The organism is Rothia sp. HMSC072B03, assembly GCF_001809565.1.
Lineage (GTDB): Bacteria > Actinomycetota > Actinomycetes > Actinomycetales > Micrococcaceae > Rothia > Rothia mucilaginosa_A.
Genome location: NZ_KV797970.1, coordinates 144210 through 166607 on the forward strand (window position 1 = coordinate 144210; position 22398 = coordinate 166607).

19 protein-coding genes are annotated in these 22398 nt (G+C 63.2%); 16 read left to right on the forward strand and 3 right to left on the reverse strand.

The annotated features are described in order from the left end of the window. Positions 1 to 29 precede the first annotated feature (29 nt). Positions 30 to 356 carry an ATP/GTP-binding protein gene (locus HMPREF2630_RS08960; protein WP_080975040.1) on the forward strand — a complete coding sequence of 109 codons (327 nt, stop codon included), beginning with the start codon at positions 30 to 32 and terminating at the stop codon, positions 354 to 356. Between the two features lie 71 nt (positions 357 to 427). Continuing rightward, complete coding sequence (locus tag HMPREF2630_RS07265; RefSeq protein WP_070484177.1) at positions 428 to 1258, forward strand: alpha/beta hydrolase; 831 nt, start codon at positions 428 to 430, stop codon at positions 1256 to 1258. A 115-nt stretch (positions 1259 to 1373) separates the two neighbouring features. Here the strand turns inward: HMPREF2630_RS07265 and HMPREF2630_RS07270 are convergent, their stop codons facing one another. Further along, positions 1374 to 2660: an AI-2E family transporter gene (locus HMPREF2630_RS07270; protein WP_049343618.1), complete on the reverse strand. Its 1287-nt coding sequence runs from the start codon at positions 2658 to 2660 to the stop codon at positions 1374 to 1376. 365 nt (positions 2661 to 3025) lie between these two features. On the opposite strand from HMPREF2630_RS07270, the gene HMPREF2630_RS07275 reads away from it, so the two are divergent. The 6 genes from HMPREF2630_RS07275 to HMPREF2630_RS07305 all read left to right on the forward strand — a co-directional run bounded on the left by HMPREF2630_RS07275 (position 3026) and on the right by HMPREF2630_RS07305 (position 11295). Next, complete coding sequence (locus HMPREF2630_RS07275) at positions 3026 to 4015, forward strand: co-chaperone YbbN (RefSeq protein ID WP_049343615.1); 990 nt, start codon at positions 3026 to 3028, stop codon at positions 4013 to 4015. Between the two features lie 334 nt (positions 4016 to 4349). Then, positions 4350 to 5363 carry an ABC transporter ATP-binding protein gene (locus tag HMPREF2630_RS07280; protein ID WP_246822767.1) on the forward strand — a complete coding sequence of 338 codons (1014 nt, stop codon included), beginning with the start codon at positions 4350 to 4352 and terminating at the stop codon, positions 5361 to 5363. Beyond that, positions 5339 to 7015 carry a transporter gene (locus tag HMPREF2630_RS07285; protein ID WP_070484179.1) on the forward strand — a complete coding sequence of 559 codons (1677 nt, stop codon included), beginning with the start codon at positions 5339 to 5341 and terminating at the stop codon, positions 7013 to 7015. The genes HMPREF2630_RS07280 and HMPREF2630_RS07285 overlap by 25 nt, the downstream gene beginning before the upstream one ends. Positions 7016 to 7208: 193 nt before the next feature. Continuing rightward, positions 7209 to 7508, forward strand: coding sequence for a DUF3039 domain-containing protein (locus HMPREF2630_RS07290; protein WP_005506434.1), 300 nt, complete (start codon positions 7209 to 7211; stop codon positions 7506 to 7508). 253 nt (positions 7509 to 7761) lie between these two features. Next, complete coding sequence (locus HMPREF2630_RS07295; protein WP_070484184.1) at positions 7762 to 9549, forward strand: DEAD/DEAH box helicase; 1788 nt, start codon at positions 7762 to 7764, stop codon at positions 9547 to 9549. A 318-nt stretch (positions 9550 to 9867) separates the two neighbouring features. After that, complete coding sequence (locus tag HMPREF2630_RS07305) at positions 9868 to 11295, forward strand: glycine-rich protein (protein ID WP_143131611.1); 1428 nt, start codon at positions 9868 to 9870, stop codon at positions 11293 to 11295. 203 nt (positions 11296 to 11498) lie between these two features. Here the strand turns inward: HMPREF2630_RS07305 and HMPREF2630_RS07310 are convergent, their stop codons facing one another. Beyond that, positions 11499 to 12125, reverse strand: a complete 627-nt coding sequence (locus HMPREF2630_RS07310; protein ID WP_049333640.1) for an isochorismatase family protein — start codon at positions 12123 to 12125, stop codon at positions 11499 to 11501. A gap of 133 nt (positions 12126 to 12258) precedes the next feature. Next, complete coding sequence (locus tag HMPREF2630_RS07315) at positions 12259 to 13557, reverse strand: nicotinate phosphoribosyltransferase (RefSeq protein WP_049343123.1); 1299 nt, start codon at positions 13555 to 13557, stop codon at positions 12259 to 12261. A 277-nt stretch (positions 13558 to 13834) separates the two neighbouring features. On the opposite strand from HMPREF2630_RS07315, the gene clpS reads away from it, so the two are divergent. The 8 genes from clpS (at position 13835) to HMPREF2630_RS07355 (ending at position 22241) form a co-directional block, all read left to right on the forward strand. Continuing rightward, the gene (clpS, locus tag HMPREF2630_RS07320) at positions 13835 to 14161 is read left to right on the forward strand and encodes an ATP-dependent Clp protease adapter ClpS (protein WP_070484194.1); all 327 of its coding nucleotides are present in this window, start codon (positions 13835 to 13837) and stop codon (positions 14159 to 14161) included. Further along, entirely contained in the window at positions 14161 to 14736 is a 576-nt protein-coding gene (locus HMPREF2630_RS07325; protein ID WP_049333633.1) for a DUF2017 domain-containing protein, read from the forward strand. The genes clpS and HMPREF2630_RS07325 overlap by 1 nt, the downstream gene beginning before the upstream one ends. Positions 14737 to 14967: 231 nt before the next feature. Further along, complete coding sequence (gene murI / locus HMPREF2630_RS07330) at positions 14968 to 15990, forward strand: glutamate racemase (protein ID WP_049343120.1); 1023 nt, start codon at positions 14968 to 14970, stop codon at positions 15988 to 15990. Next, positions 15981 to 16865, forward strand: a complete 885-nt coding sequence (locus HMPREF2630_RS07335) for an MBL fold metallo-hydrolase (RefSeq protein WP_049333630.1) — start codon at positions 15981 to 15983, stop codon at positions 16863 to 16865. Before murI ends, HMPREF2630_RS07335 begins: the two co-directional genes overlap by 10 nt. A 73-nt stretch (positions 16866 to 16938) precedes the next feature. Continuing rightward, positions 16939 to 17673, forward strand: coding sequence for a ribonuclease PH (gene rph, locus HMPREF2630_RS07340; RefSeq protein WP_070484197.1), 735 nt, complete (start codon positions 16939 to 16941; stop codon positions 17671 to 17673). Between the two features lie 52 nt (positions 17674 to 17725). Further along, positions 17726 to 18379 (forward strand): non-canonical purine NTP pyrophosphatase, encoded by a 654-nt coding sequence (locus tag HMPREF2630_RS07345; protein ID WP_049343118.1) that lies wholly within the window; start codon positions 17726 to 17728, stop codon positions 18377 to 18379. 303 nt (positions 18380 to 18682) lie between these two features. Beyond that, positions 18683 to 19912 carry an RDD family protein gene (locus tag HMPREF2630_RS07350; RefSeq protein ID WP_070484200.1) on the forward strand — a complete coding sequence of 410 codons (1230 nt, stop codon included), beginning with the start codon at positions 18683 to 18685 and terminating at the stop codon, positions 19910 to 19912. A gap of 226 nt (positions 19913 to 20138) precedes the next feature. After that, the gene (locus HMPREF2630_RS07355; protein WP_049343117.1) at positions 20139 to 22241 is read left to right on the forward strand and encodes a DNA gyrase/topoisomerase IV subunit B; all 2103 of its coding nucleotides are present in this window, start codon (positions 20139 to 20141) and stop codon (positions 22239 to 22241) included. Positions 22242 to 22398 lie beyond the last annotated feature (157 nt).

Sequence of the window (22398 nt, forward strand, 5' to 3'; positions counted from 1 at the left end):
TAGCTGAGCAGCGCGGTAGAATAGGGCTCATGGCACGTAAGAATCATCCCGGCAGGCGAGTATCCGGCACCACCAGCGATAAGTGGCACCGTCAAGCACCCGCAGGGCGTGATATCAGCAGGATCCTCGACCCTGCACCTCGACTGGAACGTGACCGATACGGTGACTGGCTGGTGCAATACATTCCCGCCGTCAACGCCCAAAAAACCTACACCTGCCCCGAATGCTACCGCTCGATTCCGCCCAGAACAGCGCACCTGGTGGTGTGGCAGGAAAGCCACACGATGGGCCGTAGCCGCGCCATTGATGAGCGCAGGCACTGGCATCAGCATTGCTGGCGCACCCGCCGCAAATAGGCTGAACACTGCACTTAAGGTGCAGCCTAAGACTACATTCTTGACCAAAACCACATTCTCGAATCCATTTCTTGAAGGAACGCAATGAGCAACCCGCCGATATCACCCGCGCGCAGGAATTTGATCCCGCCCGCTACGTCTTCAGCACCGCCGCTGAGCCCACCCCCATTAAGGCACGTACTGTGCTTCCGGCACGCCGTGAGAACTTTACCGTCACCACTGCGGACGGCAAGCGCCTCGTCGGTGAACTCGCCCTGCCCGAAGGCGAAGTCAAGGCAACCCTGGTGACCTTCCACCCGCTACCCACCCACGGCGGCTACATGGACTCGCACGTGTACAAGAAGGCGTCCTTCCGCCTGCCGGCGCTGTCGAACATTGCGGTGCTGCGTTTCAACACTCGCGGCACCTCCTCGATTCGCGGCACCAGCGAAGGCGTCTTTGACGGCGGCTTTGCCGAGAAGAAGGACTTCGACGCAATCCTGAAGTTCGTACGCGAGCGCGCCCTGCCGAACCCCTGGCTGGTCGGCTGGTCCTTCGGCACCGAGCTGGTGCTCAAGTACGCGCCCGAATACGCGAACGAGTTCACCGGCGCTATTCTGCTCTCCCCGCCGCTGCACCGCGTGCACCCGGCTGAGCTGGACGAATGGAACAAGATCTCGAACCCGCTGTACGCGCTGGTGCCCGAGCACGACGACTACCTGCAGCCTCCGGCAGCGCGTGAGCGTTTTGCGGCTGTACCGCGTACTCGGGTGATTCCCTTTGAGGGGTGCAAGCACTTGTGGGTGGGCGAGAAGTCCGTGCAGCAGGTCCTCAACACCGTGGTCAGCATCGTGACCGGCACCGAAACCGAGCTGCCCACCGAATACAGCGGCCCCGTGGCGGAAGAAATTACCGAGCTCTAAAGGTTCGGTATAAAAACACGGCATAAAACATAAAGGCGGCGGCTTTGGATGGAGAATCCAAAGCCGCCGCCTTCTTGCCTCCGGTGCTTTCCCGCGGGGAAGCGAACGTGAAACCTTAGAGCTGGTCCTGGCGAGGAATGAACACCTCACGCACCAGAATCAGCATGGAAGCCGCCGCCGGAATAGCAATCAGTGCGCCCAGCACGCCCCAGAGCGCGCCACCGGCAGCCACCGAAATAATCGCAACACCGGCAGGGACCGACACAGCGCGAGCCATAATACGCGGAGAAATCAGGTACGCCTCCACCTGCAAGTACAGGAAGTACGCCACCGCAAACCACAGCGCCATGCTCCAGCCCTGGGTCAGCAGAATCAGCGAGGTCAGAATCAGCGCCACCACGCCGCCAACCAGCGGGATGAACGCCAGAATTAGGATGACGATGGCCATCAACTGGGGGAAGCTGAACCCCAGGAAGAGCATGGTGAAGAATGCGAAAAGGGCGTTGCAGATGGCCACCATAGCCTGGCCCATCACGTAGTTACCCACCGAGTCGGTGATCTTATCGGTGATGTACTTGACGCGGGCGCGCTTGGAACCCGGCGCCAGACGCACACCCCAGGCCTTGATGGTGTTCATCGAGGTGAGGAAGTACAGGGACAGGAACAGAACAATAATTACGCCGGTCACGCTCTGCGCCAGGGTAGAACCGGCAGACAACAGGCTCGACATAAAGCTATTGACCTGCGAGGAAGAGAACGTTGACTCCAGGAACTTGGGGACGTTCTCATTCACCCAGCTGCTGATGTTAAAGCGCTGATCGAGCTCGTGGTACCAATCAGAATCGATAGTGTTTTGGTAAATATTCGGGGCATACTGCACAAACTTGGAGGCCTGCTCGCTAATAATCGGGCCGATGCTCATCACCAGGGCGGCAACGGCACCGGCAAAACCGGCGAGAACCACGATCACACCGATGTTGCGCTTAATGCCCCAGGCCTCCAGGCGACGCACAATCGGGTCCAGACCCAGCGCAATGAAAATAGCGCCGGTCACCCAGCCCACCAGGGCACCCACGTTGTTGAAGATGTAGTAGGCCAGCAGGGCCAGACCCACACCGACGGTCATGAGGAAGCCGAACGCGACGGGGTTGTGCATCATGGAGGTCTTGCCGTTACCGAGGACCTTCGGCGGTGGGGGAGTATCGCTACCGGCCGCCGACACCACGGGTAGGGTGTCGGTCGGGGGCATGGATGCGCGTCGGCGGTTGGAGCGCACCTGGCTGATGCTCTCGGTCAGATCGGTGAGGGTACCCGTCAGCTGATCGGCGAGGGATTCCTTCTTGTGGTGTTCCTCGGAGTGCTGGTCCCCGCCATCGCCGGAGGGGTGCTTCTGATTGCTCATACGGGTCCTTTTCAAGGGAATCGGAGGTTTGTGCGTTGCGACGTCGCGTATGTCTGCGGCGTTTCTCTACTGTGCCATTCTACCGGCTCACGGTCGCGATGGTTGTGTCCACCGCGATGGGGCCGACCCGTGAGAGTTCGGTTGCCCCGCCGCGGCCCCCCGCCGGTTCGGATGTGCTGAGAGCTAAGGGGCGGGAGTTATTGACCCCGGGCGCGCCGAACCGGAGATAATGGAGGGGAGGGCCGCAGCAGATTGGGCTATCGCGCGAGAACGTCCGGGCTCAAAGCCGTCGTGAACGACGTGCGCGCGGCACGAGAAGTTGAATGGCGGGAAACGCCGAACAACGTGAACGGAAGGAACGCAGGATGAGCATTATCTTTGACCCGGCAGACCGCGGGCAGAACAACGCCGTACGGGGTGGGGCGCAGGCTGCGCCGGCCGAGGCGAACATCCCCGCCTCGGTGCGCAACGCCGTGGAGCTGAACCCCACCTCCGGCACGCAGGGGTCCGCGGCATCCTCGGGCAATCAGCCCGATGCCCCCGCCGCCCCCACCTGGCGCTACGACGTGAACACCCCCGAGGAGTTCCAGAAGTTCGTTCAGCTCTCCAGCCAGGGCGCCGTAATCTTCGCGCTCTACGCGCCCCATTCACCGTCTTCACTGCAGATGCTTGAGGGCGTGCAGAAGCTTGTGGACTCCGCCGCCGGATCCATGATTTGCGCCGCCGTGGACATCACCAAACTGCCCGAGGCCGCGCAGGCCTTCGGCATGAGCGGCGTACCCGCCGGCGTGGCCGTGCTGGGTGGGCGACCCGCCCCGATCTACACCGGCCCGGTCAGTGCCGAGGACCTGGCCGATGTGCTCTCGCAGGTTCTGCAGCTCGCCGCCCAGTACCAGCTTCCCGGCGGTTTTGATCCCGCCGTCCCCGAGGATGAAAAGCCCCTGCCGCCCCTGCACGCTGAGGCCGTGGCCGCCCTGGATCGCGGCGACCTGCCCGCCGCCCGTGAGGCCTACCGCAAGGCCATCGCCGAGAATCCCGGCGATAAGGAGGCGAAACTCGGCCTCGAACAGGTGGAGCTGCTGGCCCGCGTGAAGGACCTGGATCTGGCCACCGAACGCGCCGCCGCCGCATCCGACCCGCTGAATATTGAGGCGGCCTTTAACGTGGCCGACCTGGACCTGGTGGGCGGCCACGTGGAGGATGCCTACAACCGCCTGCTGCGCCTGTTCAGCGCGGTTGGCCCCGACGATAAGAAGCGCGTGCGCGAGCGCCTCGTGCAGCTCTTCGACGTGGTCGGCGCCTCGGACCCGCGCACGGTGAAGGCGCGTGCCGCGCTGACCATGGCGCTGTTCTAAAGAGGCTCCCCGGCGCGGCCGGGGCAACCTCCGGAGGGGGGACCCATCGGAGAATTGTACGGAATGGTGTGCAATAGGCGGGCCGCCGCCTCGTCGACCTGTAGTGTCGGCGGGGTGGCGGCCCGTTTGCGTGCGTAACGCACCGGCAGGGTAGGGTACGGCATCTTCGTCTTTGGGATGCTCTGCGGATAGCCTCTCTGCGAATGGCCCCAAACGCTCGGACTGCGGACAAAAGACGTTTTTTTGAGCATCTTTCAGAAAAAGGTATTTTGGCTAATGGGGGGGTGATAGGGTGAGAGCATGACCCGTTACTCTCACGCGTAAGGAACCAACGATGCCCCAGGATCCGGTGAACACCCCGCCCCACGACCCGCAGCACGGAACGCCGCAGAACGGTGCAGCGCAGAGCCCAGCTCAGCCTACCCCGGTTCAACCTAGCTCAGCTCAACCCGAACAGCCGGTAGCCCAGCATCCCGAACAAGCCGCCTACGCTCAGCCGGCCTATGCTCAGCCGGGTCAGCAACCCCCGCAGTTCCAGCCGGCCCCCGCGCAACTTCCCGTGGCGCCTCCCCAAGCACCGTCGCAGACCGGAGCCGCCGTCGAGATTCGGGGACTCGCTAAGCTCTTCGACGACAAGGTCGCGGTGGACCGCATTAACCTGACGATTCCCTCCGGCTCGTTCTACGGGCTGGTCGGCCGCAATGGCGCGGGTAAAACCACGACCATTTCCATGGTTACCGGCATGCTTCAGCCTACCGAGGGTACCGCGCTGATTCGCGGTATTGACATGTGGTCCGAACCGCTCAAGGCTAAGGCGCACCTGGGTGTGCTGCCCGACGGCGTGCACCTCTTCGACAAACTTACCGGCGAGCAGCTCATCACCTACTCCGGCTACCTGCACGGAATCGATAAGGAAACCGTTGCCTCCCGCGTCAAGGACCTGCTGGCCGCCATGGACCTGACCGACGCGGCCGGTCGCGCCGTCGCCGACTATTCCGCCGGTATGACCAAGAAGATTGCGCTCGCCGCGGCGCTCATCCACGCGCCCTCCGTGCTGATTCTGGATGAGCCCTTCGAGGCGGTAGACCCGGTTTCCGCCGCCAATATTCAGGACATCCTGCGCGGCTTCGTCGCCTCCGGCGGCACCGTCGTCATCTCCTCACACGTCATGGACCTCGTGCAACGCCTCTGCGATCATGTGGCGATTATGGACTCGGGCCGAATCCTCGCCGCCGGAACCGTCGACGAAGTACGTGCCGGCGTAAGCCTTGAAGAACGATTCGTGCAGCTGGTCGGTGGCCGCACCTCCTCGGAAGGATTGTCATGGTTGGGCACCTCGTCTCACTAAAGTGGAAGTACGTGCAGGCCTCCTTCCGCCGTAGCATCTGGGCGGTTATCGGTCTGGTCATCGCCGCCGTCTACGTGGTCCTCGCGCTCCTCGGTCTCGCCGTCGGGTACCTTGCGGCGGCCTTTGAAGCTCCCGAAACCGGTCCGCTCATCGCGCTGCTGGCCGGCTCGGTGCTCGCCATCGGCTGGGCCATCGTCCCCATCTTCTTCAGCGGCCTGGACGGCACCCTGGACGAAAGCCGATTCGTGCTCTTCCCCATCGAGCCCGCCACCCTGCAGAAGGGACAGTTCCTCGGCGGGTTCGTGGGCATCCCCGGCGTTGCCTCCGTGCTAGCCGTGCTCCTGGGCCTCATCGCGTACGGTTCCCAGCCGCTCCTGCTGATCGTGTACCTGGTCTGCGCGGTACTGGGTCTGGCCAACCTCATGGTGTGGGCACGCCTGGCCAACCGCCTGGGCATCATGCTGAGCGCAAACCCGCGCGTCGCCAACGTGCTGATGATTGTGGCTGCGGTGCTCATGATGAGCATGGGCTTTATCTCCGGCGGTACCGCAACCTACCTGATGAGGCACTGGGATGCGTTATTCCCGTTCCTGCCGTGGCTGGGCGTGACTCCCTTCGGTTCGGCCTACGCCGTACCCTACTGGCTCGCGGCGGGTAACGTTCCCGCGGCCCTCGGATGCCTGGTGCTGACCCTCGGCTACCTGGCCGGCGGCTGGTGGCTGTGGGGCAAGAACCTCGCGCGCTCCATGGCGAACGTTGGCGGTAGCGCCCACCGTGCGAGCGCAGCCGAAGTTGCCGCGGGCGACCTGGGTCTGTTCGCTCGGTTCCCCGCAACCCCGCGCGGCGCGGTGGCGGCCCGCACCCTACACTCGCTGCTCAAGGACAACCGCCTGCAGATGCTGACGGTTACCACGGTCATGATGTACCTGCTCCTGGCGGTTGGCTTTCCCCTCTTCATGTCGGCCACGGGCGGGAGCATCCATGGGGAGATTGGCTTCGGCCCCAACCCCGAGCAGGCTACACAAGTCGTCAATAGCGGCGTGATGCAGCTCTTCGGATTCTGGATCTACTTCTGCACCGTCTTCACCGGCTACTACATGTGCTACCTCGTTTCCTACGACAACACGGCCTTTAGCCTGCACGTGCTCTCCCCGCTGCGAGGTATCGACGACCGAATCGGTCGCCTGTGGGGCTACAGTATTCTCGTTGCTCCGATTGTGGTGCTGATGGTGCTGGTGGCCTCTGCGGTGAACGGGCACCTGGAACTCTTCCCCATCGTGCTGATGCACCAGCTGGGCGTGTTCGCGGCGGCGGCAGGTATGGGCTGTGTGCTGGATACCTTCATCACCCCGCCCGTGGCGCCTCCCGGTGCTAACCCGTTCAAGAACCCGAAGAATAACGAGGGCATGGGCAAGCAGCTGCTCCTCATGCTTTCAATGGCCGTGGTGATGCTCAGCGCCCTGCCCGGTGGTATCTCCGTGATCGTGTACGTTTTCCTCACGCAGAACCTGCTGACGCTGGTCATCGGAGGCGTACTGCAGCTGATGATCGGCGCGGGTCTGCTGGTCGGAGGTGTCGTCTGGGGCGGCCGCCGTTTCGACCGGATGAGCCCCCGCATGCTGGAACGCGTGGCGCGATTCAGCGTGAACTAGCGCCCGGCAGCTGACGCCGTGCTGGTTCGTCGCGCATCCCTTACGGCGCCCGGCGCAGAGCCCGCGGCCCGCAATCGTCACGGTTGCGGGCCGCGGGTTTGCTATGAGCCACTAGAATGGAGAGAGGCATGCACGAGCTAGGAGCCGCGGGGTGACCGCGCTCGCAAGAACTTAAAACACCAAGGAGAGAAGAATGAGCTCTATTGAAGGTATTGAAGATCCGTTCGGCCCCGGAACGGCCGGCGGCACGGCACTGCTGGAGCGCGAGGAAACCCAGCTATCCGAGCCGGGCGACCACGAGCGTTTCTCCCACTACGTGCGCAAGGAGAAGATTCTAGAGTCGGCGCTGACCGGTGAGCCGGTGCGTGCGCTCTGCGGCAAGATGTGGGTTCCGGGTCGCGACCCGCAGAAGTTCCCCGTCTGCCCGCAGTGCAAGGAGATTTACGAGGGCCTGGCACCCGGCAATGACGGCGATAACGGCTCGGGCGAATAATACAACCAGATAATACGACTCAGACAATACGCCTGGGTAAACCCGAGTGAATACATCTGAATAACACGCCTCAGCAGTAAAGCTCAGCGGCAAAACACCCCATGAGACTTTGCTGACGAGCACCAAATTCTTGCACCACAGCCCGGCCCAACCCGCGGCGGTGGTGCTAGAATTTAACCTCGCTGTGCCCGGAAACCGGTTTTATAACAGGCTCAGAACGGGCCGGCAGAGGCAGACGAGGAAGAAGGAGAGAATGAGCGCAGCACCAGAGGAACCCACGCTATTTGACAGCATGGTGAAGCCGAAGCTCTCCCCGGCATACCCCGACCGCGCCCCCTGGGGCACCTCGGTGCACCTGCGAGCCTGGCAGGCCGAGGCCATGCAGAAGTACTTCGAAAAGAACCCCCGCGACTTCATGGCCGTGGCAACCCCCGGCGCGGGTAAAACCACCTTCGCGCTCACCCTCGCCAAGGAACTCTTCAACCGCGGCACGGTGCGCCAGCTCATCGTTGTGGCGCCGACCGACCACCTGAAGAAGCAGTGGGCGGACGCCGCCGCGAAGGTCGGTATTCCGATTGACCCGAACTTTAAGAACGCGGACGTGACCATCAGCCGCCACTACAAGGGCGTGGCGCTGACCTACGCGCAGGTGGCGAATAAGCCGCAGCTGCACGCCCGCAACACCGAGGCGTCGAAGACCCTCGTTATTTTTGACGAGATTCACCACGCCGGAGACTCCCTTTCCTGGGGTGACGGCCTGCGTGAGGCCTTCGACGATGCGACCCGCCGCGTGGCGCTGACCGGTACCCCGTTCCGCTCGGATACCTCACCGATTCCGTTCGTCACCTACGAGGTCGACAACGACGGTATCCGCCGCTCCAAAGCGGACTACTCCTACGGCTACGGCCCGGCACTCAAGGATCACGTGGTGCGCCCGGTCATCTTCATGGCGTACTCGGGTCAGATGCGTTGGCGCACCTCCGCGGGCGAAGAAATGGCGGCAAACCTGGGCGAGGGCTTCACCAAGGACATCACCTCCCAGGCATGGCGCACCGCCCTGGACCCCAACGGCGAATGGATTCCGACCGTGCTCGCCGCCGCCGACAAGCGCCTGACCGAGGTGCGCCGCACCGTGCCCGACGCCGGCGCGCTCGTCATCGCCACCGACCACGCGGACGCCAAAGCCTACGCCGAACAGCTGCAGAAGATTACCGGCGAATATCCCACCGTGATCCTCTCGGACGACCGCGAGGCCTCCGCCAAGATCGACGAGTTCCGCGAGGGCACGCAGCGCTGGATGGTCGCCGTGCGCATGGTGTCCGAAGGCGTGGATGTGCCCCGCCTCGCCGTGGGCGTGTACGCCACCAGCACCAGCACCCCGCTGTTCTTTGCGCAGGCTATCGGTCGTTTCGTGCGTGCCCGCAAGCGCGGCGAAACCGCCTCTGTGTTCCTGCCGTCGGTGCCGCAGCTGATGATGCTCGCCAACGACATGGAAGTAGAACGTGACCATGCCCTCGACCGCGGCGCACCCCAGGAAATTGACCCTATGGTTGAGGGCCTGGACGACCACCTGATTGAGGAAGCGAACCGCGAGGAGCGCGCCTCCGAGCAGCTGGCACGCGGCAAGTTCGAGGCGCTCGGCTCCGAGGCATCCTTCCACGGCGTGCTCTTCGACGGTGCCGAGTTCGCCTCCGGCAACCTCGCCGTGGGCAGCGAGGAGGAGCAGGACTTCCTGGGTATTCCGGGCCTGCTGGACGCCGAGCAGGTGGGCACGCTGTTGCGCGCGCATCAGCGTGAGCACGCGGCTCGTCGCCCGGCAACCGCGGTGCCTTCGGTGGTGGATCATCGCCAGCTGAAGGCGCTGCGCAATAAGTTGGCGAAGAACGTGGCGGCCTGGTCGATTCGCTCGGGTAAGCCGCACGGCGTGATTCACAACGAGCTGCGTAAGATTTGTGGCGGCCCGGCGGTGGCGCAGGCATCTGCAGAGCAGATTCAGGCACGTCTCGATAAGCTGTCGGACTGGTTCGTTGGCCGACGCTAAAGCATGGATAGAACGTAGAGAAAAGCCCCGCGGGCGTGTATGCGCTCGCGGGGCTTTTGCGTGCATAAAATGCAAAAATATTGGGTCTGCAACACAATAATCATGGCAGCGCGGAGATAGAACGTGTAGCCTGGTGGGGGTAAGTTCTTTAGAAACATGGCATGGTCGCCGGGCTCAGGGAACTTTCCATTGATGCGCAGCATGTAGGTCTATGCTGGGTCATCAAAACTTTAAGAAACACCATGTAACCAACCCCAGGAAGGCGCGCACCCGGATAGTGCGCACTGGGACGGTTGTACCAACCTTTGAAGGACAGTGATGTCTCATATTTCGCGCCGTAAGGTCGTGAAGGGTGTCGCCTGGGCGACCCCCGTGATTGCGGCTTCTTCAGTAGTGCCGACCTTCGCCTCTTCTGTGGACTGTACGTTTGCCGAGAACGCCTATGTCTCCGCTCGGGGTGTGGGCAATTATGAACGCGTTGAAGAAGAATTTACCGTTCCAGCGGGCACCCATAAGCTACGTTTTGAGCTGACCGGCGGCGCAGGCGGAAGATACGAGAAGGGCCTGGATGGAGGATCCGGCGCCAAGGTCAGCGGAATCGTTGAAGTGAAACCCCACCAGACCGTCAAAATTATTGCTGGCGGTGGCGGTAGCTTTGGCCCTCAGTTCTACCCCAACGGTGGCGGGTACCGCACCGGTCCGGTGAAGGGTGGGTACGGATTCGGCGACGGAGGCTCGACTCCTGAGGTGAGAATCCCTAACGATGTTATGGATAAAGTATATGAGCGCTGGGTCTGGGCTCACCAATGGTCTTACGGACCCAATCCTTTGCCTATGGAAGAAGTCTACGGATGCTCGGGCGGTGGCTCATCGGCACTACTGATTGATGGTGAAGTCATTGCCGTTGCCGGTGGTGGCGGTGGCGTATCAATTGGCGGAAAACCATACACCGCAGAACCTAATCATCGTCATTTCCCCGGCATTGTGGATGTGCGCATGACCGGTCCTGAGCATCCGACCCACGCGCCCGTACACAGTGCAGCTGGCGTTGCTGGCGGGGCTCGTGGCAGTGACGCCACCGAAGGTCACGAATACTATGCTCAGGATTTGAGTCTTGAACTGACTGTTGAAGGCGGTAAAGGCGGCGGTAACGGTATCGGTGGCGCTGGCGGTGCTAAGCCAACCGTGCTGACCGGTACCCCTAACGATGTCTTTAGCTTCGATAGCCAGAATAATCAGATTCTTTATAGCTCCTCGACGGCAGGCAACCCCGGCACCAACGGCCTGGACGGCAAAGGTGGCGACGGCGTGATGTCGGTGAGCTACCTGCTGGACGATAACGAAGCAAGGTACCGTCAGGAAGACGTAGAAGTTCTTGAATTTCCCGATGGAACTCGAGAAGAAATCCACTACTACGGTGTAGCACCCTACTTTAACGGTGGGCAGATTATCGTGTCCGGTGGCGGTGGTGGCGGTTACGGCGGCGGCGGCTCCGGCGCGGCGCTCTCGCAGTCATCTATCACGATTGCCCAGAAGTGGAATAACAACCCGAAGGGTGTGCGCCAGAGCATCAGCTATGTGCAGCTGGCAGGCTCTGGTGGTGCGGGTGGTTCCTACCTGGCACCGCAGGTGATGGAGGGGGAGATTTCTAACTCCAATAACGTCACTTCCAGCGAGGCATTCAGCGGAGCAACGTACTCTCATAATGGTATCGTGAAGGTATTCCTTTGCCAGACCGGAAAGTAATTTGATATTGCTTAATCGCATGTTGAACTAGCTACTACCGGTATCAGCTCTTGGCTTGAAGCCCCGCGAACGTGTATACGCTCGCGGGGCTTCTGTGTGCCCGTAATATTTGTTTACGTAGATGCTTCGCGTAGACGCGATAGGGCGGGCATCCCGAGTACTCTCGGGGTGCCCGCCCTATCGTTGTGCGAGTTGCGTTGAGGCTAGAGGACCTCCACGACCTCCACGCCGTCGGCTTCCAGTGCCTCGGCGGTTTCGTCGAGCTTATCCTCGTGCACCGGCGCGGTCAGGTCAATCAGAACGCGGGTCTCGTAGCCGGCGTCGACCGCATCGCGCGCGGTGGCCGACACGCAGTAATCGGTGGCGATACCGACAACATCAACGTACTCGATACCGCGCTCATCCAGCCACTCCGACAGGGGAGTCTGCGGGCCGTCCTCGGAAGCATCCGCGCCCGGCTCGTGCTCACCGGTGGCCACCTCGTCCTCGGGAGCCAGCAAACCCTCGAAACCCGAGTATGCGGCCTCGTAGCGGCCCTTACGGAAGTACGCCTCAATGTAGTCAGTGTCCAGGTTCTCGTGAATCTGCGCACCCTTGCTCTTGGCCACGCAGTGCACGGGCCAGGAGTCCACAAAATCCGGGGTATCGGAGAAGTGCGAACCCGGATCGATATGCCAATCCTGGGTGGCCACGATTGCGTCGTAGCGGTGGTGGTTGTTCTCCACGAACTCGCTGATGAGCGAAGCAACCTCGGCGCCGCGCGCGGTCGCCAGGGAACCGCCCTCGCAGAAGTCGTTCTGCACGTCCACAATAATCAATGCCTTAGACATAGCCGTCCTTACAAGCCGTTCCTATACGGTCACGGGTAGAAGTATGGCGCGCCGCCCCGCGTGATTGCGCCGGATGCACCCCGTCCTTGAGGGGTATCGCGGCAGCTCGCGGGGCGGGCACCGTGGGGGAGTTTTAGATGAATTCGGTCGGGATAACCGGCTCGCCCTCGGAGAGGCGACGAGCGGCCTCGGGCAACTCGGCCAGGGACGCGGCGTGGCGGGCGGTTGCGCGGCGCACGCCCTCCTCGCCGGTGAAGCCGGGCAGCAGCTCGCCCTCGCGAACGAAGTCCACGAGCAGGGGGCGGGTGTCCTCGTGCAGGGCCGGGTCTTCGTGGGTTCCCAGAACCTCGGCCGTTGCGATGCCCATGCTGTTCAGGCGGCGGGCAGCGAGCTTGGCGCCACCCACCGAGGCCTTGCCGGCCGAGGCCTTCGCGACTGGCTGCATCTCGCCCGCGGAGTTCTCGCGGGCCACGACCTTGTACACCATGGAGGAGGTCGGCGCGCCCGAACCGGTCACCAGGCGGGTACCCACGCCGTAGGAGTCCACGGGGGCGGCGGCCAGCGAGGCGATGGCGTATTCGTCCAGGTCGCTGGTCACGGTGATCTTCGTGTTGGTGTTACCCAGCGAATCGAGCAGTTCGCGCACGTGGGCGGCGGTGGTGACCAGGTCACCCGAGTCCAGGCGAACGCCGCCGAGCTCCTCGCCGGCCAGTTCCACGCCCAGGCGCACGGCGTTGTCCACGTCGTAGGTGTCGACCAGCAGGGTCGTGCGGGCGCCGAGGGAACGCAGCTGCGCCTCGAAGGCTTCGCGCTCGTTGTCGTGTAGCAGGGTGAAGGCGTGGGCGCTGGTGCCGATGGTGTGCAGGCCGTAGGAGCGGCCCGCCTCCAGGTTGGAGGTGCCGGCGAAGCCAGCGATTACGGCGGCGCGGGCTGCGGAGACGGCGGCGCGCTCGTGGGCGCGGCGCGAACCCATTTCGAGGCAGGGGCGGTTGCCGGCGGCGGCGGTCATGCGCGAGGCGGCGCTGGCCACGGCGGAGTCAAAGTTCAGGATGGACAGCAGGTAGGTTTCGAGGATGCACGCCTCGGCGAAGGTGGACTCGACCTGCATGACGGGGGAGTGGGGGAAGAACGCCTCACCCTCGGCGTAGCCGCGGATGTTGCCGCTGAAGCGGAAGGACTCCAGGAAGGAGAGGGTCTCCTTGTTGACGACGTTGCGGGAGGAGAGGAACGAGAGCTCTTCGTCGGTGAAGCGGAACTCGGAGAGTCCCTCGAGGAAGCGGCCGGTGCCGGCGAGCACGCCGTAGCGGCGGCCCGCGGGAAGGCGGCGGGTGAAGACCTCGAAGGTGCACTTGCGCTGGGCGGCTCCGGAGGCGAGAGCTGCCTGAAGCATGGTCAGCTCGTAGTGATCGGTGAGAAGCGAAGTAGTAGTCATGTGTCCAATTGTAGAGGGGGGAGCGGGCGTTTTTCTTATTGTGACGGCGTGTCAATCACTACATAAAGTACTATTGACTATAAGTAGTGTAGTATGAAAAAGTACAGGCACTCTGCCCGCCGCCCGGCGCGTCCGGCCGTATAATCGAAAGAGATTCGGCCCCCGCACACACCGGCCGCGAGCCGCCGCCACGCTGCACGAAGTGGCGAGGCTCGGTTCCCAACAGCCCGGCCCCACGAACTCCGGAATCCATCAGACCGGACCCCGAAGGACCCCCATGAATAACGCAGTCGTGACCCTCTCCAGCGGAACCCTCACCGAAGGCGACACCGACCTGACGACCGAGCTCGAGAACATCCTCGCCGCTGATACCCCCTGGAACGTCATCGTCTGGAACGACCCCGTCAACCTCATGACCTACGTGGCATACGTCTTCCGCAGCCACTTCGGCTACTCCCGCGCCCGCTCAGAAGAACTCATGCTGCAGGTGCACCACAACGGCAAGGCTATCGTCTTCACCGGGCCCCGCGAGGACGCCGAAAAGCACACCCAGGCCATGCACGCCTGGGGTCTGCTGGCCACCTTCGAGAAAGTGGAGAACTAATGGCACGCCCCTTCCGACGCACCCCCGGCGGCTACACCGCACGCTTTGAACAACCCGAGCGCGAGCTCATCCGAGAACTCGCCGAGGACGTGCGCGCCCTGCTACGACCCTCCGACACCGCCGCCGACGGCAGTACCGTCGACCCGCTCGAGGCGCTGGTCGGCATCACCGAGAACCCCACGATTCCCGAGGACAGCGCCGTGGCTCGCCTGCTCCCCGTCGCCAGCAGCGACGAGGAAAGTGCGGCCGAGTATCGTCGCTACACCGAACGCGATTTGCGCGAAACCAAGCGCGCCAACCTGGCGATGCTCGCCTTCGACATTGAGTCGAGCGACCTGCGCCTGAACGAGGAGCACGCCCGTGCCTGGGCCGCTGCCCTCGGCGATATTCGCCTGGTGCTCGCCGACCGCTTGCAGATTACCGATGAAGAACGCGCCGACGAGATCGGCACCATCACCGACGCCTCGCAGGTCACTAACAATGAGGAGTACATGGCGATGGTGTACAACTTCATCTCGTGGGTGCAGGATTCGCTCATGCTTGCGATGATTGAGGGCCTGGACGAAGAGGAGTAGAGGCCTCTTCTCGGTTCATAAGGTGCACGCGTGCGCAGTAATATTGCCCGTCGACGTGCGATAGAACACCGCCCACTGAACGGATTTTTCGTTTGCCCCCTCGCACCGCCGTCACAGACCGTCTCATAATGGTGGTTCTGGACTCATCTAACCCCCTCCCGGGAAGAAACCACCCCGAACGCGGGTTAGCATAGAACGAGGAAACGACCGATACCGAAGTGTAGGTGACCCATGAGTGACAGCATCGACGCAACCAATCCCTACCGTGCCCGCACCCCCTGGGGAAGCCCCGAACCCGTAGCCCCCACCGCCGCGGCACCCATCGGCGTCTTCGACTCCGGCGTAGGCGGCCTTACCGTGGCCCGCGCCATCATGGATCAGCTGCCCCACGAACGCATCATCTACGTCGGCGACACCGCGCACGGCCCCTACGGCCCCCTCAAAATTGCAGAGGTGCGCGCCAACGCACTGCGCATCATGGACGAGCTCGTCGACTCCGGCGTGAAGATGCTCGTCATCGCCTGCAACACCGCATCCGCCGCCGTGCTGCGCGACGCCCGCGAACGTTACACCCGCCAGTACGGCATCCCCGTCATCGAGGTGATTCAGCCCGCCGCCCGCCGCGCGCTTGCCGCGACCCGCAACCGCAAGATCGGCGTGATTGCGACGGAGGCGACCGTCACCTCCCGCGCCTACGAGGACACCTTCGCGATTACCCCCAACCTTCAGGTGTACTCGGTGGCCTGCCCGCGCTTCGTGGAGTTTGTGGAGAAGGGCATTACCTCCGGCCCCGAACTGCTGGAGACCGCTCGCGAGTACCTGCAGCCCCTCAAGGATGCCGGGGTCGATACGCTCGTGCTCGGATGCACCCACTACCCGTTGCTGGCCGGCGTGATTTCCTACATCATGGGCGAGGACGTCACCCTTGTCTCCTCCGCGGATGAGACCGCCAAGGATGTGTACCGCGAACTGCTTAACCACGCCATCGAGAGCCCGGTTCCCGAGGAGCACCCGCACCACGAGTTCCTCGCTACCGGCGAATCTGAGACGTTCTCGCAGCTGGCGCGCCGCTTCCTCGGCCCCGAGGTCACGAACGTTCGCCACACCAAATCCGTGGCCGAGCGTTTCCCGACCGGCTCCTTTGCCACCATCACCCCCGAGATGCTGGCCGCACACCGCAACATCACCCTGGACGAAGACGTCGCCGAGGCCGAAGAGGCCGCGGCGACGCAGGAAGGTCCCGCATGCGCCTAACGATTATCGGTTGTACCGGTTCCTTCCCCGGCCCCGTCTCGCCGGCCAGCTGCTACATGCTCACCGCGACCGACTTCGCCGGCCGCACCTGGCGCGTCATCGTGGACATGGGCAACGGCTCCCTCGGCATGTTGCAGCGCCATATCGACCTGAGTGATATCGACGCGATTCTCATCTCGCACCTGCACCCGGACCATTGCATCGATCTGTCCGGTCTGCACGTGGCCGTCAAATGGGATCCGCGCGGCTGGCCCAAGGGACGTATTCCGCTCTACGGCCCGGCCGCCATTAACGAGTACCTTTCGGCGACCCACGGCCTGGACCCCGACCCGGGCATGAGCACCGAGTTTGAGTACCACACCTGGACCGAGGGCGAGCCCGTGCAGATTGGCCCGTTCCGCGTGGAACCATTCCGCGTGGTGCACCCCTCGAAGGATCCCTACGCCCTGCGCATCACCTGCAACGACCGCGAGGGCCACACGATTTTCGCCTACTCGGGTGATACCGACCTGTGCGAGGGCCTGGTTAAGGCCGCGCGCGGCGCCGACCTGTTCCTGTGCGAGGCCGCCTACCAGGAGGGTCGCGACGACGCCCTGCGCGGTATCCACCTGACCGGCAAGCGCGCTGGACAGGCCGCCCAGGAGGCGGGCGTACGCAACCTGCTGCTAACCCACCTGCCCGTATGGAACGACCCTGACATCGCCCGCGCCGAGGCCCGCAGCGCCTTCTCCGGCCCCGTGGGCGTTGCCGAAATGGCCGCAAGCTACCGTATCTACCCGCGCCCCACGCCGGCGCATCCGGTGACCTCCACGCTGAACGTGGTGGAGGTGCTGGACCCGCCGCTCAAGACCGCCATTGCCCTCCCTAAACCCTAGCTGGACTAGTACAAACCACATTCAACCCGACCAGGTTATAAGCACAACAGACCGACCGACCCAAGGAGAACCCATGACTGTGACCCGCGACGACGGCCGCGCCCTCAACGAACTGCGCCCCATCACCATTACCCGCGGCTGGTCCCGCAACGCCGAGGGCTCCGCCCTCATCGAGTTCGGAAACACCCGCGTGCTGTGCACCGCATCCTTCACCGAGGGCGTGCCGCGCTGGCTCAAGGGCGAGGGCAAGGGCTGGGTGACCGCCGAGTACGCCATGCTGCCGCGCGCCACCAACACCCGTTCTTCGCGCGAGTCGCTGAAGGGCCGCGTGGGCGGCCGCACCCACGAGATTTCCCGTCTGATTGGCCGCTCCCTGCGTGCGGTCATCAACATGGATGAGCTGGGCGAGAACACCATCGTGCTCGACTGTGATGTGCTGCAGGCTGACGGCGGTACCCGCACCGCCTCGATTACCGGCGCGTACGTGGCCCTGGCCGACGCTATCGCCTGGGCGAAGGAGCAGAAGATTATCTCCGCCAAGGCGAACCCGCTGATTGATTCGGTGTCCGCGATTTCGGTGGGCATCATCGACGGCACCCCCATGCTTGACCTGCCCTACACCGAGGACGTGCGCGCAGAGACCGACATGAACGTGGTCGTCACCGGTAGCGGCAAGTTCGTTGAGGTTCAGGGCACCGCCGAGGGCGCGCCCTTCGACCGCGAAGAGCTCAACAGCCTGCTCGACCTGGCCCTGGAGGGCACCGCAGAGCTGGCCCAGATTCAGCGCGAGGCCCTGAAAAACGACTAACCCGCACGGCGCCCCACCCCGCACCGTGTGCACCTGTTGCAAAGGAGAAACCATGGCAGAAGCAAAGATTGTTCTGGCAAGCCACAACAAGGGCAAGCTCAAGGAGCTGCGCGAGATTCTGCGCGGCCACATCGACGGCCTGGACGTTGACACCCAGGTCGTGGATGCAGCCAGCGTGAACGCACCCGATGTTCCTGAGACCGGTGTGACCTTCGCTGAGAACTCCCTGCTCAAGGCTCGCGCGGTCGCCCGGGCAACCGGCCTGATTGCTATTGCCGACGACTCGGGCCTGTCCGTGGACGTGCTCGGCGGCGCTCCCGGCATCTTCTCGGCCCGCTGGGCCGGCCGCCACGGCGATGGCACCGCGAACCTGAACCTGCTGCTGGCTCAGCTGAGCGATATCGCTCCGGAGCACCGCGGTGCGAAGTTCTGCTGCGCCGCATCGGTGGCCTCCCCGGACGGCTTCGAGGCGGTTGAATACGGCGAGCTACCCGGCGAGTTGCTGACCGCACCGGCGGGGGAGGGCGGCTTCGGCTACGACCCGATTCTGCGCCCCGTGGAGCTCAACGGTGAGAACGCCCTCTACGAGGGTAAGTACGCCGGCCAGTCCTGCGCGCAGATTCCCGCCGAGATCAAGAACTCGATTAGCCACCGCGCGCGTGCTTTTGAGGCGCTGATTCCGCAGATTGCTGCGGCTCTGGCCTAAAACCGTCACCGGGGCGTTACAGCTTGTTTGCTGTGCCTGATATCTGTCGGGTATCTGCCTGGCGGAGGGACGAGTGCGATTTATTCGTACACCGCGGCCAAAATCCCCCATACGAATACCACTTAAAGGCACAATAGGTAAAGAAGCTTTACCTCAGGGTTAGTGACACCAAAGAGACTCGTCTGCTGAAGGTACCTTCGGCAGACGAGTTTTGTTGTTGAAAAGCACTTCAACGGAGCATCTGCCTGATGCCTGCTGCCACCGACCCCGGTAGAAAAACCTGCCGCGAAAGAGAACGCACCGATGTTCATCCTTCTCTTGCTGATGGCGCTGATGCTTGCCGTCGCCCTCTGGTCCTACTCCTACGTGTGGCGCGGCCTCAACCGCCGTGTTATCGCCGCCGTCAAGGTGGTCGACCCCATGATTACGCTCGGCCCGTACGCCATGGTGGCCTGGGCGGGGTTGATGGGCATCATCGCCACGAATATGTGGGCGACCGGTACCCTCCAGCTGGTGCTGAGCGTGGTGTTGTGGGTGATTGTTGCCGGTACTCTCGGCTGGGCTGGTTTTTGGCTCCTCATGCACTGCCTGGGCGGCCAAACCCCCGGCAAGCGCCCCATGTGGTGGCGTGAGGCGGTTGCCGCGAAGTTCGCCTGGCGTAACCTGTCCCGTATGCCCGCCTACCTGGGCGCTCGCACCAGCATCCTGCCGGTGGAGAACCCGCACCTGACCAAGCCGTACTCGGGCTCGTGGACTCGCCCGCTCGGTGCGACCATGCCCGGGTACAGCTCCAACGGTGAGTTTATTGAGGGCTTTGACGAGTTCGGTCGCAAGATGCCGCGCCTCTACCCGGTGGGCCCCGAGCCGACTATTTTTGAGATGGCGCGCTGGGGTAAGTCGGTGAGCTCCGATCAGCTACTGACGACTTTTCTGCCGACTGCGCCGTTTGAGCGTCTGCGTCTGCCCGGCACCATGACCGGCCCCTTCACCTTTGCGGGGGAGGTGCCGCACGGTGCGGTGACGAAGTGGCCTCGCCGCAGCGGTGCGAACCGCGCCTTCGGCTCCTACGCTCGTCTGGGCGAAATCACCGAACGTAAGGTTGAGCTGCTGGTCGACCACCGCATCATTGCGGCACTGCAGACCACCCGCGAAAGCTACGAACGCCGACACAGCTGGATGCTCGCCTTCACCGATATCACGCCCGGGGACTTCGTTATCGACGCCAATGAACAGGGCAAGCTGCGCATCACCTTCGGCACCGCCACCGAGGGGTACGAAACCCCCTGGGTCTTCACGAGCACCCTGGAGGACAGCCCCCGCCTGCGCCGCAAGATTCGCCGCGCCATGCGCGAACGTCGCGTGCTCAAGCAGAGCAGCGGCGAGCTGATGGACTGGTACTTCGTGCCGAAGCTCAGCGAGTTCCCCCACGGCCCGGTCACCAATGAGCTTCCCGAAGAGTTCTACTTCAAGTCCAATATCATGGTCACGAACCGTCACGAGAGCTCCTCGAAGGCCACGGGTGAGGCACACTAGCGGGGTGAACGTGGGAACCACGCACGGCACCATCGGTGACCGTCCTGACCACCCTTTTCCCCAAGCCACGCTAGAATAGAGTTCCGAACGTTGAACGCTCTGCGGGGCACGACACGCGTCGTGCCCCGCATCCGTTCTGCCTAGTAGCACGTGAGCCGGGCCCTCACTCCGCCCTGCGTGCGGCGCGCGTTCACCACCGCAGACATATTCACCCGAAAGGAATCCCGTGGCGTCCTCGAACTACACCGCTCGCAACCTCTCCGTTCTGGAAGGTCTTGAAGCAGTCCGCAAACGCCCGGGCATGTACATCGGCTCCACCGATTCCCGCGGCCTCATGCACTGCCTCTGGGAGATTATCGACAACTCGGTGGACGAGGCGCTCGCCGGCTTCGGCCAGTCCATTCAGGTGATTCTCTACCGCGATGGTTCGGTGGAGGTTCGCGACGACGGCCGAGGCATCCCCACGGATATTGAGCCGCGTACCGGCCTATCCGGTGTGGAGGTCGTCTTCACCAAGCTTCACGCCGGCGGTAAGTTCGGCGGCGGTTCCTACACCGCCTCCGGCGGTCTGCACGGTGTGGGCGCATCCGTGGTGAACGCGCTGTCTTCGCGCCTGGATGTGCAGGTGGACCGCGGTTCGAAGACCTACCAGATGTCGTTCCGTCACGGTATTCCCGGCCACTTCGATTCGGGCCGTACCCCCAAGCCCGATGACCCGTTCACCCCCGCATCAGAGGGCACCGACGCCCTGCAGATTGTGGGTAAGGCGAAGCGCGGTGTGACCGGCACCCGCGTGCGCTACTGGGCTGACCCGCAGATTTTTACCCCCGACGCCAAGTTCAGCTACGAGGACCTGGTGGCTCGTGCGCGCCAGACCGCGTTCCTCATTCCGGGCCTGCGCATCTGTATTCGCGATGAGCGCCGGCTGCCCGGCACCCCCGGCGAACTGGAGGCACACGAGGAGGTCTTCCAGTACGACGGCGGCATCAGCGAGTTCGTGGAGTTCCTGGCGCACGACGAGCGCGTCACCGACATCTGGCGTTTCAGCGGTAGCGGAACCTTCACCGAGACCGTGCCCGTGCTGGGGGAGGACGGCCGCTCGCAGCTGACTGATGTGGAACGTGATTGCGAGGTGGACGTTGCCCTGCGCTGGGGCATCGGCTACGAGACCACGATTCGCAGCTTCGTGAACATTATTGCCACCCCCAAGGGCGGTACCCACACCGCGGGCTTTGAGCAGGGCCTGCTGCGCGTGATGCGCAAGCATCTGGCCGACAACGCCCGCAAGTACAAGGTGGGTAACGACAAGATTGAGAAGGACGACGTGCTCGCGGGCCTGACCGCCGTGCTGACCGTTCGTCTGGCCGAGCCGCAGTTTGAGGGTCAGACCAAGGAGATTCTGGGCACCCCGGCGGTTCGCCAGATTGTCTCCAAGGTGGTGGGCGATGCCCTGAAGGCCCGCCTGGAGTCGACCGCCCGCGCGGAGAAGGCGCAGGCTACGGCTCTGTGCGAGAAGGTCGTCTCTGAGATGAAGACCCGCGTCTCGGCGCGTATTCACAAGGAGACGCAGCGCCGCAAGACCGCGCTGGAGTCTTCATCCATGCCCACCAAGCTGGTGGATTGCCGTTCGACGAACGTCGAACATTCCGAGCTGTTCATTGTGGAGGGTGACTCGGCGCTGGGTACTGCGCGTCTGGCTCGTTCCTCCTCGTACCAGGCTCTGCTGCCGATTCGCGGTAAGATCCTGAACACTCAGCGCGCCTCGGTGACCGATGTGCTCGCGAACGCCGAGTGCGCGGCGCTGATTCAGGTGATTGGTGCCGGTTCGGGCCGCACCTTTGACCTAGAGTCTGCCCGTTACGGCAAGGTCATCATGATGACCGATGCGGACGTTGACGGCGCGCACATCCGCACCCTGCTGTTGACCCTGTTCTACCGTTACATGCGCCCGCTGATTGAGGCCGGTCGCGTGTACGCCGCGGTTCCGCCCCTGCACCGCGTGGAGGTGGTGCGCCGCGGTAAGCCGAACGAGATGGTGTACACCTACTCCGAGAAGCAGCTGCACGAGCTGCTGGATTCTCTGCGGGAGCAGGGCGTGACCTACAAGGAACCGATTCAGCGTTACAAGGGTCTGGGTGAGATGGACGCCGACCAGCTGGCCGAGACCACGATGGATCCGCGCCACCGCATGCTGCGCCGCATCCGCATCGAGGATGCTGAGGCTGCCGAGCGCGCCTTCTCGCTGCTGATGGGTTCCGAGGTGGCTCCGCGTAAGGAGTTCATTATCGCCGGCGCGCATCAGCTGGATACCGAGAACATCGATATGTAGCGGTTCTTCCCGTGTGTGTTTGCGTGTGTATTTTCTTGCGAGACTCGTGGAAAACATGCTGACGATTTGTCATAAAGTGGGAATTTTCTATGATTATTGTCACAATAGATTTCACCACGGCGCAAAAAATCAGTATTTTTGATGCAAATTTAATGAA

Excerpts from the sequence above, each read along its gene's own strand:
- HMPREF2630_RS07305 (WP_143131611.1), top strand. The coding sequence starts at position 9,868 with ATGTCTCATATTTCGCGCCGTAAGGTCGTGAAGGGTGTCGCCTGGGCG.
- HMPREF2630_RS07325 (WP_049333633.1), top strand. The coding sequence starts at position 14,161 with ATGGCACGCCCCTTCCGACGCACCCCCGGCGGCTACACCGCACGCTTT.
- murI (WP_049343120.1), top strand. The coding sequence starts at position 14,968 with ATGAGTGACAGCATCGACGCAACCAATCCCTACCGTGCCCGCACCCCC.
- HMPREF2630_RS07285 (WP_070484179.1), top strand. The coding sequence starts at position 5,339 with ATGGTTGGGCACCTCGTCTCACTAAAGTGGAAGTACGTGCAGGCCTCC.
- HMPREF2630_RS07280 (WP_246822767.1), top strand. The coding sequence starts at position 4,350 with ATGCCCCAGGATCCGGTGAACACCCCGCCCCACGACCCGCAGCACGGA.
- rph (WP_070484197.1), top strand. The coding sequence starts at position 16,939 with ATGACTGTGACCCGCGACGACGGCCGCGCCCTCAACGAACTGCGCCCC.
- HMPREF2630_RS07335 (WP_049333630.1), top strand. The coding sequence starts at position 15,981 with ATGCGCCTAACGATTATCGGTTGTACCGGTTCCTTCCCCGGCCCCGTC.
- HMPREF2630_RS07295 (WP_070484184.1), top strand. The coding sequence starts at position 7,762 with ATGAGCGCAGCACCAGAGGAACCCACGCTATTTGACAGCATGGTGAAG.
- HMPREF2630_RS08960 (WP_080975040.1), top strand. The coding sequence starts at position 30 with ATGGCACGTAAGAATCATCCCGGCAGGCGAGTATCCGGCACCACCAGC.
- HMPREF2630_RS07275 (WP_049343615.1), top strand. The coding sequence starts at position 3,026 with ATGAGCATTATCTTTGACCCGGCAGACCGCGGGCAGAACAACGCCGTA.
- HMPREF2630_RS07350 (WP_070484200.1), top strand. The coding sequence starts at position 18,683 with ATGTTCATCCTTCTCTTGCTGATGGCGCTGATGCTTGCCGTCGCCCTC.
- HMPREF2630_RS07315 (WP_049343123.1), bottom strand. The coding sequence starts at position 13,557 with ATGACTACTACTTCGCTTCTCACCGATCACTACGAGCTGACCATGCTT.
- HMPREF2630_RS07270 (WP_049343618.1), bottom strand. The coding sequence starts at position 2,660 with ATGAGCAATCAGAAGCACCCCTCCGGCGATGGCGGGGACCAGCACTCC.
- HMPREF2630_RS07345 (WP_049343118.1), top strand. The coding sequence starts at position 17,726 with ATGGCAGAAGCAAAGATTGTTCTGGCAAGCCACAACAAGGGCAAGCTC.
- HMPREF2630_RS07290 (WP_005506434.1), top strand. The coding sequence starts at position 7,209 with ATGAGCTCTATTGAAGGTATTGAAGATCCGTTCGGCCCCGGAACGGCC.
- clpS (WP_070484194.1), top strand. The coding sequence starts at position 13,835 with ATGAATAACGCAGTCGTGACCCTCTCCAGCGGAACCCTCACCGAAGGC.
- HMPREF2630_RS07310 (WP_049333640.1), bottom strand. The coding sequence starts at position 12,125 with ATGTCTAAGGCATTGATTATTGTGGACGTGCAGAACGACTTCTGCGAG.